Annotated in this window: 16 protein-coding genes; 5 read left to right on the top strand and 11 right to left on the bottom strand. The window is 75.9% G+C overall.

All coding sequences use genetic code 11. From position 1 onward, the window contains the following. Window positions 1-156: 156 nt before the first annotated feature. On the bottom strand, window positions 157-759 hold the full coding sequence (locus tag J7W19_RS02710) for an IclR family transcriptional regulator (protein WP_004944121.1): 603 nt from the start codon (window positions 757-759) through the stop codon (window positions 157-159). Window positions 760-1,235: 476 nt separating this feature from the next. Further along, window positions 1,236-1,721: a DUF1453 family protein gene (locus J7W19_RS02705; protein ID WP_004944124.1), complete on the bottom strand. Its 486-nt coding sequence runs from the start codon at window positions 1,719-1,721 to the stop codon at window positions 1,236-1,238. A gap of 158 nt (window positions 1,722-1,879) precedes the next feature. Between J7W19_RS02705 and J7W19_RS02700 the strand changes: the two genes are divergently transcribed. Further along, the gene (locus J7W19_RS02700) at window positions 1,880-2,155 is read left to right on the top strand and encodes a hypothetical protein (protein ID WP_004944126.1); all 276 of its coding nucleotides are present in this window, start codon (window positions 1,880-1,882) and stop codon (window positions 2,153-2,155) included. Between the two features lie 75 nt (window positions 2,156-2,230). Beyond that, window positions 2,231-2,611 (top strand): RNA-binding S4 domain-containing protein, encoded by a 381-nt coding sequence (locus J7W19_RS02695; protein WP_004944128.1) that lies wholly within the window; start codon window positions 2,231-2,233, stop codon window positions 2,609-2,611. A gap of 82 nt (window positions 2,612-2,693) precedes the next feature. On the opposite strand, the gene J7W19_RS02690 is transcribed toward J7W19_RS02695, so the two are convergent. Continuing rightward, on the bottom strand, window positions 2,694-4,130 hold the full coding sequence (locus J7W19_RS02690; protein WP_004944130.1) for an MFS transporter: 1,437 nt from the start codon (window positions 4,128-4,130) through the stop codon (window positions 2,694-2,696). Window positions 4,131-4,374: 244 nt separating this feature from the next. On the opposite strand from J7W19_RS02690, the gene J7W19_RS02685 reads away from it, so the two are divergent. Continuing rightward, a complete protein-coding gene (locus J7W19_RS02685; protein WP_004944133.1) occupies window positions 4,375-5,958 on the top strand; it encodes an LCP family protein in 1,584 nt (527 codons plus the stop codon). Window positions 5,959-6,189: 231 nt separating this feature from the next. Here J7W19_RS02685 and J7W19_RS02680 read toward each other — a convergent pair whose 3' ends face one another. The 6 genes from J7W19_RS02680 to J7W19_RS02655 form a co-directional block, all read right to left on the bottom strand. Further along, window positions 6,190-6,717: a DUF4142 domain-containing protein gene (locus J7W19_RS02680; protein WP_078588004.1), complete on the bottom strand. Its 528-nt coding sequence runs from the start codon at window positions 6,715-6,717 to the stop codon at window positions 6,190-6,192. A 211-nt stretch (window positions 6,718-6,928) separates the two neighbouring features. Continuing rightward, the gene (locus J7W19_RS02675; protein WP_004944139.1) at window positions 6,929-7,576 is read right to left on the bottom strand and encodes a hypothetical protein; all 648 of its coding nucleotides are present in this window, start codon (window positions 7,574-7,576) and stop codon (window positions 6,929-6,931) included. Window positions 7,577-7,992: 416 nt separating this feature from the next. Then, complete coding sequence (locus J7W19_RS02670) at window positions 7,993-8,649, bottom strand: LuxR C-terminal-related transcriptional regulator (RefSeq protein WP_004944143.1); 657 nt, start codon at window positions 8,647-8,649, stop codon at window positions 7,993-7,995. Then, window positions 8,637-9,905: a sensor histidine kinase gene (locus J7W19_RS02665; RefSeq protein WP_004944144.1), complete on the bottom strand. Its 1,269-nt coding sequence runs from the start codon at window positions 9,903-9,905 to the stop codon at window positions 8,637-8,639. Before J7W19_RS02665 ends, J7W19_RS02670 begins: the two co-directional genes overlap by 13 nt. A 240-nt stretch (window positions 9,906-10,145) precedes the next feature. Further along, a complete protein-coding gene (locus J7W19_RS02660) occupies window positions 10,146-11,075 on the bottom strand; it encodes a phosphotriesterase family protein (RefSeq protein WP_004944145.1) in 930 nt (309 codons plus the stop codon). Next, window positions 11,072-11,509 (bottom strand): carboxymuconolactone decarboxylase family protein, encoded by a 438-nt coding sequence (locus J7W19_RS02655; RefSeq protein WP_004944148.1) that lies wholly within the window; start codon window positions 11,507-11,509, stop codon window positions 11,072-11,074. The genes J7W19_RS02660 and J7W19_RS02655 overlap by 4 nt, the downstream gene beginning before the upstream one ends. Window positions 11,510-11,597: 88 nt before the next feature. Between J7W19_RS02655 and J7W19_RS02650 the strand changes: the two genes are divergently transcribed. Together J7W19_RS02650 and J7W19_RS02645 are read left to right on the top strand one after the other, a co-directional pair. Next, window positions 11,598-12,161: a CGNR zinc finger domain-containing protein gene (locus J7W19_RS02650; protein ID WP_004944152.1), complete on the top strand. Its 564-nt coding sequence runs from the start codon at window positions 11,598-11,600 to the stop codon at window positions 12,159-12,161. 83 nt (window positions 12,162-12,244) lie between these two features. Next, window positions 12,245-12,988: a tyrosine-protein phosphatase gene (locus J7W19_RS02645; protein WP_004944154.1), complete on the top strand. Its 744-nt coding sequence runs from the start codon at window positions 12,245-12,247 to the stop codon at window positions 12,986-12,988. A 37-nt stretch (window positions 12,989-13,025) separates the two neighbouring features. Here J7W19_RS02645 and J7W19_RS02640 read toward each other — a convergent pair whose 3' ends face one another. Both J7W19_RS02640 and J7W19_RS02635 read right to left on the bottom strand, forming a co-directional pair. Beyond that, on the bottom strand, window positions 13,026-13,850 hold the full coding sequence (locus J7W19_RS02640) for a hypothetical protein (RefSeq protein WP_004944157.1): 825 nt from the start codon (window positions 13,848-13,850) through the stop codon (window positions 13,026-13,028). Between the two features lie 127 nt (window positions 13,851-13,977). Further along, window positions 13,978-14,655, bottom strand: a complete 678-nt coding sequence (locus J7W19_RS02635) for a hypothetical protein (RefSeq protein WP_004944161.1) — start codon at window positions 14,653-14,655, stop codon at window positions 13,978-13,980. Window positions 14,656-14,671 lie beyond the last annotated feature (16 nt).

The raw sequence follows: 14,671 nt of genomic DNA, 5'->3' as shown, positions 1-14,671 counted from the left end.
CCGCCGGTCGGCCCGCAACCCGGGCGCCCGGGTCACGGGCCGACTGCCGGTCCCCTCCTGTTCCGGCTGTTCCGGCTATTACGGTTGTTCCGGTTGTTCCGGCGAAGCGCACTCCTCAGTACCTCGGTACTCAGTACCGGTACACCGGCCCGGCGGTCACCGTGCCGGTGCCCCGACCAGCGCGGAGGAGACTGCCCGCGCGGCGTCCCGCAGCGCTTCCGTGCAGCGCCGGGACCCCGCTCCCGCCGGGTCCAGCAGCCGGCGGGGGCCGGTCAGGCACAGCGCCGCCGCGTGCCGGACGCCGTCGGGACAGGGGACGGACACGGCCAGCCGGGCCTCGTCCGGGCCGGCCCCCTCCTCGTAGACACAGCGGTCGTCGCACGGGCCGGCCAGCAGCCGGGCCGGGGCGCTCGTGTGCGGCAGGACGTCTCCGGTCGCCAGCCGCTGCGGCCGGTTGTCCGGCCGGAAGACGTGGTGGACGACCTGCGCGCCCTCGGGGTGCGCCACGGCGAGCAGGACGCTCATGCCGGTGCGGGCGGCGAGGCCGTCGGCCCAGATCATGGCCGCGGCGCGGACGTCGTTGCAGTCCGGCCGGGCCCCGGTCGCCGGGGCGGCGGCCCCGCGGAACGGTTCGCCGGGCCGGCAGGTCGCGGAGGCGGCGTCGTACTCGACCAGCCCCTCCGCGCGCAGTCCGCTGATCACGTCGCCGACGGTGCGGTCCGGCAGGCCGAGGGAGGTGGTCAGCCGGCGGAAGGACACTCCTCGTTCCGGCTCGCGGGCCAGGAGCCTGAGTACGGCGGCGGTGGTGCCGACGGGGGCTCGGTGCTGAGGCGTCTGAGAGGTCTGGGACGCCTGGGAGGGCTGAAGCGTCTGGGTGGCCTCAGGTGTCTGAGGCGTCTGAGGCGTTTGAGACGCCTCGGGTATCCGAGACATCTCGGGCGTCCGAGAGGTCTGTGGCGTCTCAGGGGTCTGCTGCGTCTCGGGGGTCTCTGGTGTCTCAGGGATCCGGGGCTTCCGGGGCATCGGAATTCTCCGTTCCAAGCGTGGTCGCGGGATCGGCTCCGGTGGGACGGCCAGGGACCCGCCCGGCGTGGACCGCCGCGCCTTCGAGGGCCGGGGCCGTCGGGCCACCGGGACCGTCCAGGCTAGGCGGGGGCCGGCCGCGGGCCGCTCCGCCGGCCGGGGGACCGGCAGGGGGAACCCGCCGTCCCCCGGCCGGCGGACCGGAGAGCCGCTCAGCGCGCTTGACGCTGTCTCTCCGGCGCGAACGGGATCCCCGACCGCAGCCCGCGCAGGCCCAGCACCAGCGACTCCCCGAGGAAGCTCACCCCCACCGTCAGCTGGGTCGGCCGCGCCTCCGGGTGCATCCCGGCCCGCTCGGCCAGGAAGCCGTAGGCCGCCATGACCGCCAGGGAGCCGGCGAGTACGAGGAAGGTGCGGCCGGTGTAGCGCTGCCAGAGCACCCCGTCCCGTTCGAAGATCCGCACGGTGGACGCGCGCAGCGCGCCGAGCCCGGCGCCGAGCAGGGCGCCCGGCACCACCCAGGCGTAGTCGGCCGCGGTCACCGTGTCCGTCTTGGCCAGCGTCACGGCGCCGATCGTCAGCAGCACTACCGGCGGGGCCGCCAGGTCCCGGGCGTTGAGCGGTTCTCCCCTCAGCCGCCGGACGACGACGACCACGACCACGACGGCGATGAGGGCGGCGAGTGACCAGCCGTGCACAGGACCTCCTATTTAGCGCAGTAATGCCAAAAAATGTAGCGCGCCTGTGCTACCAAAACAACCGGACCCCGCGTGGGACCCCGCCGGTCACACGGTGTATGCATGGACGCACTCTCAGGCGAAGTCCCTCGCACGTCCGGACGGAAGGAAGAGCTGCGATGACGGTCGGCGACATCCGCGACGGCAGGGCCACCGAGGCGACGTGGTCCGTCCCCCTGCTCGTCCTCGCACCCGCCCTGCTCATCCGGATCATGTCCGACCGCTCGGCGCCCTGGCTCGCCGCGGCCTGGACCGTCTGGGGGCTGGCGGCGGCCCTGACGGCGGCGGGGTGGGTGAGCGTGGTGCGCGGCGGCATACGGCGCGCCCGGGACTGGGGGACGTGTCTGCTGTTGCACGTGGTCCTGGCAGTGCAGGCGGTGTCGCTGTCCCTCTGACGCGCCCGGGCCCCTCTGCCGCGCCCGTCCGGTCCGGCCGTTCGCCCCGCGGGGCCGCTGGCATAGAGTCGGGGCATGGTTGCAGGAGACGAGGGACCCGTACGCGTCGACAGCTGGATCTGGTCGGTACGGCTCACCAAGACCCGCTCGCTGGCCGCCACGGCCTGCCGCGCGGGACACGTCAAGGTCAACGGGGAGCGCGCCAAGCCCGCACAGCCGCTGAAGACCGGTGACGAGGTACGCCTCTTCCACGCCGGACGGGAGCGCGTCGTCGTGGTCTCCCGGCTGGTGCGCAAGCGGGTCGGCGCGCCGGTGGCCGTCGAGTGCTACGTCGACAACAGCCCGCCGGAACCGCCGCGCGAGGTGCTCGCCGCGGTCGGCGTGCGGGACCGCGGCGCGGGGCGGCCGACGAAGCGCGAGCGGCGCGAGATGGAGCAGCTGCGCGGCCGGCCTTAGGGACCGTAGGGGCCCCTCCGAGGGACCACCCGGAGCGCGGATTCGGGGCCGCCGGGGGCCGGGGTGCCGGCCCGCCGGGGGCCTACCCCCGCCGCCCCGCCGGCTTCCACGCCGGCCCGAGCGCCGCGGCCAACGCCAGCCCCGCGAAAGGCAGCAGCGCCACGACGGCCCACCGGGGTCCCGCCCCGCCGGCGAGGTGGAGGGTCAGGGTCACCAGGGCGATGCCGAGGGCCGTGCCCAGGCCACGGGCCATGTTGATCAGGCCGCCGCCCGTGCCGGCGGAGCGCGTGGGCAGGGCGGCCATGACCGTCGCGTTGTTGGCCGGGGTGTAGACGCCCAGCCCCAGACCGAGCAGCGCCAGCAGCGGCACCAAGGGGAACGGGGTCAGTGGCAGGACGGCCGTCACCGCCAGCGCCGCGAGGCAGACGAGCGCGCCCAGCACACAGCGCGCCCGGTCCGACAGCCCGGCCGGCAGCACCCGTTCCGCGCAGGTCGCGGCCAGGGCGAAGCCCGCCGGGAGGGCGGTGAGCACCAGGCCGGCCACGAGTTCCGACGCCCCCTCGGCCGTGAGGGCGGCGGGGACCAGCACCAGCGGCCCGAACAGCACCAGGTAGTCGCACAGCGCTCCCGCCAGCCCCGCCACGACCGTCCGCGACCGCAGCAGCGCCGGATCCAGCAACGGCCGCGGCCGGGACCGCGAGCGCGCCAGGAAGGCCCGGCCGGCGACGGCCGACGTGACGAGCAGCGCGGCCACCGACCAGCCGGGGAACGGCAGTCCGGAGGCCGCCGACAGACCCAGCAGCAGCGCGGTCGTGGAAGCGGCCAGCAGCACCGGGCCCAGCGGGTCGAAGCCGCCGGACGGGGCGCGGCCGCGGGTCCGCGGCAGCAGGTACCGGCCCGCCACCAGCGCGACGAGACCCACCGGCACGTTCACCGCGAACACCCAGCGCCAGCCGACCGCCGACACCAGCGCACCGCCGATCGTCGGCCCGAGGGCCAGCCCCAGCGCCTGGGCCGCCGCCTGCACGCCCAGCGCCGCCCGCAGCCGGCCGCGCGGCGCGCTGGTGGTCACCAGGGCCACGCTGTTCGCCTGCATCATCGCCGCCCCCGCGGCCTGCGCCACCCGCGCCCCGACCAGCACGGGCAGCGAGGGCGCCAGCCCGCAGCCGGCCGAGGCCGCGGTGAACAGCGCGAACCCGTGCAGGTAGAACAGCTTGCGGCCGTGGGCGTCGGCCAGCCGCCCCACCGGCACCAGCAGTGCCACCAACGTCAGCAGGTAGGCGAGCGACACCCACTCCACCGCGGCCGTCGAGGCGTGGAACTCGGCGCTCAGGTCGCGGTACGTCAGGGTGACGACGCTCGCGTCCAACTGCCCCATGAAGGCGCCGAAGCACACCGTCGCCACCGCCAGCCGCCAGGCCCCCGGCCGCTCCCGTACCCGCCGCGGCCTCGGCCGCTCCTCGGACAGCACCGCCGGAAGCCGCCGTCGCGGCGCCCGTGGGGCGGGACGACCGTCCATGCCTGCTCCTCCTCGCCGTGCCGGCCCTCCCCGGGCGGCGCCGCTCGACCACCTCCGACGCTAGCCCCGCCCCCGTACCCGTCGCGAACGGGGGTTCGTCGGGCGCCTGTCGGAGTACGGCCTCCGGAACACGCCGCTCCGGCCGCGACCGTCACCGGAGCCCCGCCTGGCTCGTTGAGCGAACGGGCGGGTACGGGTCGCCGATGACCGCCCGCCGGCGACGGCACGGCAGGAAGGGCGGGCGATGCGCGACCCCCGCGGCAACCGCGAACCCCGCGGGGGCAGGAACGGGCACCGGGGAACCGACGGCCGGGCGAGACCCGCCCGCGGCCCCGCCAGGGGCCCCGCCCGCAGCCCGGGCCACGCCGCCCGGATCGGCGTCTGCCTCGCCTCGGCCGCCGTCCTCGCGGTCGCCGGCACCGGCTGGCTCGCCGGCCACTGGATCGGCGACGGCCTGACCACCTCCCGGGCGCTCGACGCCCTGCGCGAGAAGGCGCCGCGCAAGCTCGACGACTCCGTCAACGTCCTGCTGATCGGCCTTGACAGCCGCAAGGACATGAACGGCCGCGACCTGCCCCGGGAGTTCGTCCAGGAGGAACTGCACGCCGGCTCCAGCGGCATCGGCGGCTACAACACCAACACCCTGATCCTCATGCACATCCCGGCCGGCGGCGGCCGGGTCACGGCGTTCTCCATCCCCCGCGACGACTACGTCGCGGTCGCCGGCGGACGCGGCGAGCACAAGATCAAGGAGGCGTACGGCATCGCCAAGGCCGAGGCCGAGGACCGGCTGGCCGCCGAGGGCGTCCGGGGCGCCGAGCTGGAGCACCGCAGCCGCGAGGCCGGCCGGGAGACCACCCTCGCCACGGTCCAGGACTTCCTCGGCGTCCCCATCGACCACTTCGCCGAGGTCAACCTGCTCGGCTTCTACGACATCGCCAAGGTCCTGCAGCCGATCCCGGTGTGCCTGCGGCACGCCGTGCGCGACCACTACTCCGGCGCGGACTTCCCGGCCGGGCGCCAGGAACTCGACGCCCGCCAGTCCCTCGCGTTCGTCCGGCAGCGGCACGGCCTGGTCAACGGCGACCTCGACCGCACCCACCGGCAGCAGGCGTTCCTCTCCTCCGTGATGCACAAGCTCACCTCCCAGGGCGCCTGGGGCGACCTTGACAAGCTCGAAGGGCTCCTCGACGTCGTCAAGAAAGACGTCGTCCTCGACGACCAGTGGGACCTGCTCGACTTCGCCCAGCAGGTCCCCAACCTCACGGGCGGCAACGCCGAGTTCCACACCCTGCCCATCGCCGGGTTCGCCAACCGCAAGGGGGAGGCCGTCAACCTCGTCGACCCCGAGCGGATCCGCGGCATCGTCCGGGCCATGACCGACCACCGGCGGGCGCCCGAGCCCGCCCCCTCCGCCGCTCCCGCGCCCACCCTCCCGGCCGACGCGTCCTCGATCACCGTCGAGGTGCGCAACGCCTCGGGGGCGCCGGGCGCCGCGGCGGCCGAGTCCCGGGCCCTGGCCGCCCTCGGGTACACCCCCGGGCGGATCGCCAACGCCCCCTCCGCCACCGCCACCACCGTCACCTACGGCGACCGCGCGGACGCCGCCGCCCGCCACATCGCCGCCCGCCTCGGCACCGACCCGCTCCGCGACTCCGCGGTCCCCGCCCGGCACGTCGTCGTCACCCTCGGCACCGCCCCGCGCACCCCGCGGCCGGAGGGCGACACCTCCGCCCGGCCGGTCGTCCAGGACGCGAACGGCCGGATGCCGGACGACGCGTTCCACGGCCGGGCGGTGCGGATGGGCGGCGTCACCTGCGTCGACTGACGGGACGTCGCATGGGCATCGGCTGACGGGGCGTCGGCTGACCGGGTGCCGTCCGACCGGGGTGTCGTCCGGCCGAGGCGTCCGCGGAGCGGGGCATCGCCTGACCGCGGCGTCTCCCGGTCGAGGCGTCGGCCGGCCGGGGACCGAACGACGACGGCCGGCGGAACGCGACGACCGCGGGGCCGCCCTCGCGGGCCCCGCGGTCGTCAGGGGAGACGCCGGCCTTACCGGCTAGCGGTGCCGCGGCGGCATGTGCATCATGCAGTCGCGCACCATCTCCAGGTGCTTGGCGACGATGGGCCGCGCCTTCCTGGCCGCCTCCCGGACCGTCGCGTCCTTGCCGCGCGCCGCCTCGGCGTCCAGCAGGTCCAGCGTCTGGACGTGCGCGGTGTCCTGGGCCCGCAGCCAGAGGTTGTCGTAGGCGCGGGTCCGCGCCTTCTTCCGGATCTCCTTCAGCTCCTGCTCCTGCTTCGGGGTGACCGAGCGGGGCAGTGCCACCTTCAGTTTGCGGCCGAGCTCCTCGACTCCCTTGTCCAGCAGCGTGTGGTCGCGGACCAGTACCTTCCCGGTCTCCCGCACACACATCGACACGGCGTTCTTCTGCGCGTCGCCGCCGGCCGCGATCTCGGCCATGTTGCCCTGGTGCACCGCGCCGAGGAAGGCGTCGTCGAGGGCGTCCGTGGCGAGGGCCGTACCGGTCGGCCCCATGGCGAGGGTGAGGACCGCCAGCGCCGTCGTGGCCCGGTGTCGCATTCGCATCGTTCGCTGCTCCGTTCGTCGTCGGCCCGCGGCGTGCTGCGCGCACGGGTCCGTCCGGCCGAGGGCCGCCCGTCGCGGCCCCTCACGGAGCTGAACAATGCACCCGGGACAGGGCCGTTGACCTGATGGACGCCGTCGGTCCCGCCATTTGGCGGCGTTCTTTTCGGGCGATCGGGGGTATGGGGTCCGGTTCGGCCGGGCCGAGGGGCGGTCAGCCGAAGAGGCCCGTCACCAGGCCGGTGAGCGTGCCGATGAGACCGGTCGTCAGGTTGGCGAGGACGCCCAGCAGCTTGGTGACCAGGGAGAGCAGGCCGCCGTCCGCGTCACCGGTGCCGTCGGCCGCGCGCGGGGCGAGCTCGTCCCGTACCCGCTGGGCGTCCGCCACGATCCGGGCGACGGCGGCGCGGTCCGGTGCCGCGGCCGCGGCCTGCTCCCGGAGCCCGGTGCGGGCCGCGATCAGCACGTCGAGCCGTTCCCGGACCGCGTCGCAGGCCCGGCGCTGCTCGGCCGACGGGCTCCGTACGGCCCCGCACGCGGCGGCGGCCTCCGCGGCGCGCTGCCCGATGGAGTCCTGGTCCAGCACCCTCAGGGCGTCCGCCGCGACCCGGCGCAGCGCCTCCGTGTTCCCGGCGGCCTCCGCCTCGGCGACCGGCAGCGGCGCCGCGGACAGCGCGACGGCGCCGGGCGCCGGACTGCCGGACGGTACCGGTGCGCCGGCGGGAACGGGAGGGGCGGCGGGTGCGACGGCGGGTGCGTGCGCGGCGGGCGGGGAGTCGGCGAGGGCCAGGGCGGGGACGGTGGCGAGGGCCGCGCACAGGGCCGTCGCCGTGAGAAGACCGGTTCTGCGGAGGGCGTCCATCGAGTGCTCCTTCGGAGAGGGGATCCTGGCGCCACCCTGCGAGCGGTCTCCGAGGGCCGCAAACGGAAGAGCGGCCCGACAGCCCGTCAGCTGACGCTCCGTCGGGCCTGCAGATGCGACGGGCCGTCAGGTGGCGGACCGTCATATGACTCGCCGTGAGTTTTTACGGGCCGTCTGAGCCGAACGGGGAACCACCTCCGTCGGAGGCCGGGTGACGGTATCGGTGCGGATCGTCGGCGAGGAAGCGGGGCTGCTCGGGCCGGGGGAGGGCTCCGCGCCGGGCGGCCCCCGTCGTCGAAACGGGCGGAAGGCGCCGATCACGGCCACCGTCCGGCTGCCGGGGGCGGGGGACCGGGGCTGGGGGCGCGGGCCCGGTGGCCACGGCCGGGACCGTCACCGACCGCCGACGGCGACGCTCACCCCCGTGCCTCCGCCTGGAGCCAGGTGAGGACGGCCCGGACGCGGCGGTGCCCACCGTCGGTCGTGGGCAGGCCGAGCTTGGTGAAGATGTTGCCGATGTGCTTGTTCACCGATGTCTCGGCGATGAACAGCCGTTCCCCGATGGCCGAGTTGCCGTGCCCCTCGGCCATCAGCGCCAGCACCTCCCGCTCCCGGGGGCTCAGCGCGGCCAGCGGATCGGCCCGGGTGCTCCGCACCATCAGCTGCGAGATCACCTCCGGGTCCATCGCCGCCTGGCCGGCCGCGACCCGTTCCAGCGCGTCCAGGAAGTCGTCCACCCGGCCGATCCGGTCCTTGAGCAGGTAGCCGACGCCGCCCGCGCCGGCGGCGAGCAGCCGTGAGGCGTACGCCTGTTCCACGTACTGCGAGAGGACGAGCACCGGCAGGCCGGGGATCCGCTCGCGGGCCGCGACGGCGGCGCGCAGCCCCTCGTCGCGGAAGCCGGGCGGCAGCCGGACGTCCAGGACGGCGACGTCCGGGCGGTGCGTCAGCAGCGCGGGCAGCAGCGCCTCGCCGTCCTCGACGGCGGCGCAGACCTCGTGGCCGGCGCCGGTCAGCAGGAGGGAAACGCCCTCCCGGAGCAGGACGTTGTCCTCGGCGATCAGGATCCGCACGGCAGCTCCACGCGCAGCAGGGTCGGCCCGCCGGGCGGGCTGGACAGGTCGGTGACGCCGTCGAGGGCCGCGACGCGGCGCCGGATGCCGCGCAGCCCGGTGCCCGGGCCCTCCGCCGCGCCGCCCCGGCCGTCGTCCCGGACGCTCACCCGGATCAGGTCCGGGGTGACGGCCAGCCGTACGGCGGCGCGGGCGGCCCCGCTGTGCCGGGCGACGTTGGTGAGGGCCTCGGCGAGGACGAAGTAGGCGGCGGCCTCGACGGCCGCCGGCGCCCGGGTGCCCGGCGGTACGGTCTCGACGTCGAGGTCCGTGGGCACCGGGCAGTTCGCGGCCAGTCCGCGGGCCGCCTCGGCGAGCCCGTGGTCGTCGAGGACGGGCGGGTGGATGGCGCGCACGGTCGCCCGCAGCGACGACAGCGTCTGCTCCGCCAACCGCTGCGTGGCGTCGACCAGTTCGGGCAGGGCCTCCGGTCGCCCTTCCAGGGCGCGGCGGATGAGGCCGAGCCGCAGGGAGACGGCCACCAGGCCGGCCTGCGCCCCGTCGTGCAAGTCCCGTTCGATGCGGCGCAGTTCGGCGGCGTGCGCGTCCAGGGCCTCGGCCCGGGAGACGGTCAGTTCCTCGACGCGGCGGGCCAGCGACGCCCGGCCGCGCCGCGGGCCGAGCAGCGCGCGGGTCATCCCTGCGTGCCCCCGGGCCAGCGCCGGCAGCAGCAGCCCGGCGAGGCCCGCGTACACCGGGGCGAGGGCGACCGCGGCCAGCGCCGCCGGCCAGGAGGCGATCTCCCACACCGCGAACTCCGCGTGCGGCACGGCCCACCACCACAGCGGCGTCGTCAGCCAGCTCAGCACGCCGCCGCACAGGCCCAGCGCGAGCGCGCCGACGGCCGTCCCGGTCAGCGCGTGCAGGCCCAGCCAGCCGAGGCAGGACCAGGTCGCGCGGTCGGTCAGGAGCGCCCGGAACCCGGTGGGCGTCCCGCCGGCCGGCGGGATGTCGGCGCCCAGCAAGGCCCCGGCCCGCCGGCGGTGGACGTCGGCGAACCGGCGCGTCCACCGCAGTACCGGGCGCAGGGCGAGCAGCCCGGGGCCGGCCGGACTCAGGGCGCCGACGGCCAGCAGCGGGCCGCAGCAGACCAGGGCGAGCAAGCCCGTCGCCCCGGCGGAGAGCGTGTAGCGGAGGGACGCGGTCAGCCGGTGGGCGAACGCGCGCCACGCCTCCCGGCCGGGCGGCCGGAACCGCCCTCGTGCCGCCGCGTCCACAGGCCCCCGCTCCGTCGCGTCGTCCCCGCACCGTTCCGCGTCCGGGGTGGGCGCGGGACGGGAGTGTCGATGCCCCCTCCGCCCGCCCGACCCGTACGCCGCGCCGCGCCTTCCGCGTACGCGGTCCGCAACGCTATCACCGGCGGAAACGCCTGCCGGGAGGGCGGGTGCACGGCCGAGGGTCCGCGGACGGGCCGGGGCGCCCCGGCCCCGTCCGCGACCCCGCTCCGGGCCCCGCCGTCACCGGCTCCCGGCGCCGCCCCGGTCCGTGCCCGGGCGGCGGAGCGCGAAGGCCCGGGCCGGATTGCGGACGAACACCCGGTCGGCCAGCTCCTCCCCGAACTCCCGTGTCAGCCGCGGCCGGAGCACCCGCAGCAGGTACGCCATGCCCGGGCCCCCGTCGACCGCCCGGGCGGCGGCCGTCGTGGTGTCGCCGCCGAGGAGCAGCTGCCCCGCGTGCCCGGCGTCGGCCAGGGCGGCGAGCTGGTCGAACAGGCGCCAGTCGGTGGCGTGGTGGGCGCGTGACGGGCCGTCGAAGGCCAGGAACGCGCCCGTCCGGGCGGCCTCCCGCTGGACCCGGATGTCGGGGCACCGGCCCAGGTGGCCGAGGACGACGGCCGTGGGCGGCATGCCGAGCGTGCCGCAGAGCAGGTCCAGTACCTCCAGCGGCGCCGTGCCCAGCTCCAGGTGGACGGCCACGGCCGCGCCGGTCGCGTGGTGCGCCTCGGCGGCGGCGGTCATGGTGCGCCGGGCGTGCTCGTCGATCCCGTGGAACCCGCCGGCGACCTTGACCAGTCCGGCGCGGACCGGGGCCGAGGTCAGGTCCGCGATGAACGTGCCCGCCAGGGCGTCCAGTTCGGCGGGGGTCGGCGGCGGCGTGTAGTGCACCGCCTGGTGCGTGCCAGTCGCCATCACGACGTGCACGCCCGTGGCGCGGGACGCCGCCACGACGTCGGCCGTCCGGCGCCCCATGCCGCGCGGCGTCCACTGCACCACGGTGGTGCCGCCCGCCGCGGCGAAGGCGCGCAGTTCGGCCTCGGCCGCCGCCGGGTCGTCGAGCTCCTGTCCGGGCAGCATGGGGCTGCGCAGGAAGAGGTGGTCGTGGGCGTCGACCGTGCCCAGCGTGTCCGCCGGGACGTCGCCGAGCACCGTCCGGACGACGGCGTTCACGCGGCACCTCCCGTCGTGTGCGAGGCGGTCCCGGCCGCCGCCAGGGCCGGGGCGGCGACGCGCAGCCCGGCCACCGCCCTCGGTACCCCGATGTAGGGGGCCAGGTGGACGAAGACCTCGGTGATCTCCTCCGCCGTCAGCCCCACCCGCAGGCCCGTGGTGACATGGCCGGCGAGCTGCGGCTCCACGCCGCCCATCGCGGCGAGCGCGGCCAGGTTGGCGATCTGCCGGTCGCGCAGCGACAGTCCGCCGCGTTGGTACGTGCCCCCGAAGAGGCTGGTGACGATCCAGTCGGCGAAGCCGGGCGCCACCGCCTCCAGCGCGGGGAGTGTCGCCTCCCGCGTCCGTTCGTCCTGGAGCTCCTCCAGCAGCCGGTATCCCGCGGCACGGTCGAACGCCGCCCCCCGCGGCTCCGTACCGGTGTCCTCCGTCATTCCGTTCCTCCCACCCCTGGATGTGTAACGGCTGAACCGTTACGTCGAACTTGATCAATGTAACGCATCAGCCGTTACGATCGGGGGCATGCCCGCAGAAGAGCACCCGGCCTTCCGGTTCGACCTCGGCGCGACCTGGCTCGACTTCCTCGCGACCAAGGGACGGACGTTCGGCGCCCGGCCGGTCGAACGCATCGCCACCGCCGAGCGGCTGGGGGACTGGCTCGAGCGCGCCGAACTCGCCCCCGTCCGGCCCCCCGAACCGGCCGATGTCACCCGGGCCCAGGTCTTACGCGAGAACCTGCGGCTCCTCGCCCTGCCCGTCGTCGAGGGCGGCGCCCCGCCCGCCGGCGCCGTCGAGGAGACCGCCCGCTTCCTCGCGGAGCAGCCCGACCCCGTCCGCCTCGCCGTCGCGGGCCGGCTGCTCCGCGAACCCCCGGTGGACACCGGCGCCGCCCTCGCCCGGATCGTGCGCCAGGCCGTCGACCACCTCACCGGCCCCCAGCGCGGCACGCTCGCCGTCTGCCCGGAACACGACTGCCGCGGCCTGTTCACCAACCCCTCCGGCCGCCGCCGCTGGTGCCCCGCGCCGGCCTGCGCCAGCCGGGGCCGCGTCCGCGCCCTCCGCGAACGCCGCCGGGCGGAGACCTGAAACCGGGCGGACCGAAGCGGAGCCGCGGCGGGGAGTGATCCACGTCGCGGCGGCCCCGGCGCCCCGGCCCCTACAGTCCGCCCATGGACAGACACCTGACGTTCGAGCGCCTGCACAACTTCCGCGACCTGGGCGGCTATCCGACCCGGGACGGTGCCGCGGTGCGCTGGGGACGGCTGTACCGCTCCGACTCGCTCGGCAAGCTCGCCGGAGCGGACCTCGACCGCTTCCTGGAACTGGGCGTCGGAACCGTCATCGACCTGCGCTACCCCTGGGAGATCGAGGCCGCCGGACGGGCGCCCGAGCACCCGTCCTACACCTGGCACAACCTCAGCGTCGAACACCGGCCCTACGACCAGGCCGCCCTCGGCCCCGACGTCGCCGCGGGCCCCTACCTCGCCGAGCGCTACCTGGAGGTCGCCCACGACGGAGCCGCCGAGCTGCGCCGCGCCCTCGACGTGATCGCCGAGCCGGGGGAGGGCGCGGTGGTCTTCCACTGCGCCTCCGGCAAGGACCGCACCGGCCTGCTCGCCGCCCTCGTCCTCATCCTGCTGGGCGTCGAGGAGGACGACGCCGTCGAGGACTTCACCCTCACCGGACGCGCCACCGCGCGGCTCGTCGCCGACTGGAAGGCCGGCCACCCGGGACGCGCGCTCACCTGGCCCGGCTACGGCACGGCACCCGCCGACGTGATGCGCCGCTTCCTGGACGGCCTGACCCGGCGGCACGGATCCGTGCACGCGTACGCCGCCGAGGTGCTCGGCGTGGACGACGACCTGGTCACCGCCCTGCGGCGGCGGCTGCTCGAACCGGTGCCCGTGCCGTAGCCGGAGGACGGGACGGGCGTGGGGACCGCCCGGCCCCTCACGGCCGCTTGTGCCCCCGGGCCCAGCGCATCCCCCACCCGTACAGCCGGTCCAGGTCCGACTGGAACCCGTACACGTACGTCGCCTCCCGCCGTACCGTCAGATGCCCCTGCCGGTTCTCGATCAGCGCCACGGCGCAGGACCGGGCCTGCGGAACCCTTTCCCTCAGCTCGACGGCGAACTGGTGCCCGTCCGGCAGGTAGAACGTGAGCACGCTGTCCACCCGGCCGAAGACGGGCGTGCAGTCGTAGTTGTAGACGAACACCAGCATCCGCCGGAACTCGTCCCGCTTGTCCAGGTTGATGTACAGCGTCTCGCCCATCGGACCGCCGAACCGGCTGTCCGCGCTGAGCGAGATGTACGGCGGCCGGTACAGGTCGCCGTGGAAGCCGCCCAGCGGCTGCACCACGCCCTTGGTGCCGTCGGTGAGTTCGTAGAGGCAGGCCAGGTCCAGATCGGCGGAGACCACGGCCGGGCCGTGCACCTGCACCGACGCGCCGAGCGGGGCGAACAGGCCGCGCAGCAGCCCCGCCCGCCCGTCCCCCGCCGGGCCGGTGTGCATGCTCCAGGTGAGGTTGACGCGGAGGGTGCCACCGGTGGTGCTGTGGTTGGTGAGCCAGTCGGTGGGGTGGGCCTTGGAGAGGCGTTTGTGGTGCGGTGCGGCCCACTCGAAGCCGTGCCGCGCCTCCTCCCGGCGCAGCGCGCCGCCGCGCAGGTAGGCCCATAGGCTGCCGTCCTCCTCCGCGGACGAGGCGGCCCTCCGGGCGGACGGGTCCTTGCCGTCCGGGGCGGGGCGGCGGAACCGGTGCGGACGTGGACGCATGGCTGACGAACTCCCTCTCGACGACGCTCGGTCCGCGCGCCCGCTCGCGGACGCGCACCCTGAGCAACGCGAGAGGGCCGCCGGGGGACATGGGCGGCCCGCGACCGGCCGGCGCGCGCGCCTCCCGTCAGCCGGATTCCCCCAGCGCAGCCGCGGCCTTGGACCAGTTCCCGCGCAGGTTCGCGAGGTACGAACCGGCTTGCGGCCCCGGCTTGACCCCGCGCGCGAACGCCGCCATGTTGCCCGCGCCCGCGTTGTACCCGAGGGCCATCAGCTCCTCCTTGGTGTACGAGCCCGGCCAGGACGCCGGGAGCTGCGCGGCCAGGTCGCGCAGGTGCCAGGACTCGGCCCGGATGGCCAGCGCCGGGTCGTCCGGCAGATCGAACCAGCTGCGGTCGGCGAACGGGCGGCCCCGCTTCGTCTCGTCGTAGGCGGCCCGGTGCATGTTGGCCACCCCGAACGCCGAGTCCGGCTTCATCTTCTGCCAGGACTTCTCGAACTCCGGATCGTGCGGTTTGTACGCCTCGTTGTAGAGGATCGCCATCACCAGCCGCGCGCTCACGCCCGCCTCCTTGGCGTACCGCTTCACCTGGGGCGCGAAGCGGGCCGGGTCCTGGTCGCCGCCCGGTTTCTCCGGGGTCTTCTGGTCGATCGGGGTGTCCGCCGGCGACGGGCGCCCCGACGCCGCCGCACGGTCCCGGGACTTCCCGTCGTCCCCGCCGCCGCACGCCGTCGCCCCACCGGCGACGGCCGCCAGGGCGGCCACGGCGGCCAACGACGACCGGAGCCTGCGGTGCTTCCTCACGTTCTTCCTCCTGACG

It is taken from the genome of Streptomyces mobaraensis NBRC 13819 = DSM 40847 (genome assembly GCF_017916255.1).
In the GTDB taxonomy this organism is placed as follows: Bacteria; Actinomycetota; Actinomycetes; order Streptomycetales; family Streptomycetaceae; genus Streptomyces; species Streptomyces mobaraensis.
This window is presented reverse-complemented; position numbering and strand designations above follow the sequence as displayed.

Excerpts from the sequence above, each read along its gene's own strand:
- J7W19_RS02700 (WP_004944126.1), top strand. The coding sequence starts at position 1,880 with ATGACGGTCGGCGACATCCGCGACGGCAGGGCCACCGAGGCGACGTGG.
- J7W19_RS02695 (WP_004944128.1), top strand. The coding sequence starts at position 2,231 with ATGGTTGCAGGAGACGAGGGACCCGTACGCGTCGACAGCTGGATCTGG.
- J7W19_RS02690 (WP_004944130.1), bottom strand. The coding sequence starts at position 4,130 with ATGGACGGTCGTCCCGCCCCACGGGCGCCGCGACGGCGGCTTCCGGCG.
- J7W19_RS02685 (WP_004944133.1), top strand. The coding sequence starts at position 4,375 with ATGCGCGACCCCCGCGGCAACCGCGAACCCCGCGGGGGCAGGAACGGG.
- J7W19_RS02680 (WP_078588004.1), bottom strand. The coding sequence starts at position 6,717 with ATGCGAATGCGACACCGGGCCACGACGGCGCTGGCGGTCCTCACCCTC.
- J7W19_RS02675 (WP_004944139.1), bottom strand. The coding sequence starts at position 7,576 with ATGGACGCCCTCCGCAGAACCGGTCTTCTCACGGCGACGGCCCTGTGC.
- J7W19_RS02655 (WP_004944148.1), bottom strand. The coding sequence starts at position 11,509 with ATGACGGAGGACACCGGTACGGAGCCGCGGGGGGCGGCGTTCGACCGT.
- J7W19_RS02650 (WP_004944152.1), top strand. The coding sequence starts at position 11,598 with ATGCCCGCAGAAGAGCACCCGGCCTTCCGGTTCGACCTCGGCGCGACC.
- J7W19_RS02645 (WP_004944154.1), top strand. The coding sequence starts at position 12,245 with ATGGACAGACACCTGACGTTCGAGCGCCTGCACAACTTCCGCGACCTG.
- J7W19_RS02640 (WP_004944157.1), bottom strand. The coding sequence starts at position 13,850 with ATGCGTCCACGTCCGCACCGGTTCCGCCGCCCCGCCCCGGACGGCAAG.